At 62.1% G+C, this 1,009-nt stretch carries 2 protein-coding genes; both read left to right on the top strand.

Going from position 1 to position 1,009, the window contains the following annotated elements:
• On the top strand, positions 1 to 460 hold a 460-nt coding region (locus HB630_RS28190; protein WP_213776003.1), incomplete at its 5' end, for an ABC transporter permease subunit.
• 18 nt (positions 461 to 478) lie between these two features.
• Positions 479 to 1,009 (top strand): ABC transporter substrate-binding protein (locus tag HB630_RS28185; RefSeq protein ID WP_213776002.1); only part of this gene is annotated, 531 nt, incomplete at its 3' end.

Genomic DNA, 1,009 nt, shown 5'->3' with positions numbered 1-1,009 from the left:
CGCCATCGCGCCGCTCTTCATCATCTGGTTCGGCTATGGCTTGGCTTCCAAGATCGTGATCACGGCGCTGGTCTGCTTCTTTCCGGTGCTGGTCAGCGTGATCGCCGGTTTCCATTCGACCGACAAGGACCAGCTCGACATGATGAAGGCGTTTGGCGCCACCAAGTGGCAGACGCTGATGCGCCTGCGCATCCCGTCGGCGCTGGTGCTGATTTTTGCGGGGCTCGAGATCTCCGCGGTGCTCGCGGTCATCGGAGCCATCGTCGGCGAGTTCGTCGGCGCGCAGGTCGGCCTGGGCTATCTCGTGGTGACGCTCAATTTCGGCATGGATGTGCCCGGCGTCTTTGCGGTCCTGATCGTTTTGTCGGCCATCGGTCTGGCGATGCATGGCCTGATGCGATACGCTGCGCGGCGCTATATTTTCTGGATCCGGCGCAACAATGCGCCGGTGATGCCTTAACGCCTGTCGGAGATCAAAATGTTGAGCGTAGCTTCCGGACGCCGGCTGTTGTTGTTGGCAGCCTCTGTGATCGTCTTCGGTCTCAGCGGCGTGCAGGGCGCGAGCGCGCTGGAAAAGGTGCGGGTGCTGATTCCGGTCCGCAATATCGACGAGGCGTTTTCGCCGTTCGTCGTCGCCAGGGAAAAAGGCTACTTCGCTGCGGAAGGTTACGACGTCACCTTGATCGCGGTCGGCGGCTCGAACGAGTCGGCGATCCAGGTCTCGGCCGGCAATGCCGAAGTCGGCGCCGCCTCGCCGGGCGAGGCAATCATAGGCATTCAGTCGGGAAAGCTCGATATCCGTTATTTCTACGGACTCTATTATTCCAACATCTGGTCGGTCGCGGTGCTGCCCGACAGCCCGATCAAGACGCTCGCCGACCTCAAGGGCAAGAAGCTCGGCGTGCAGTCGATGGGCAGCGCCGGAACGACATTCGGCCGCGCCTTTGCACAGGCCGCCGGACTGGATCCCGAGAAGGATGTCTCCTTCCTGCCGATCGGCGTCGGCGCC

Origin of the sequence: Bradyrhizobium sp. dw_78 (assembly GCF_018449525.1) — a bacterium.
Classification (GTDB): Bacteria; Pseudomonadota; Alphaproteobacteria; order Rhizobiales; family Xanthobacteraceae; genus Bradyrhizobium.
The sequence above is the reverse complement of the archived record's forward strand: the minus strand, read 5'-3'. Positions and strand labels throughout refer to the sequence as shown.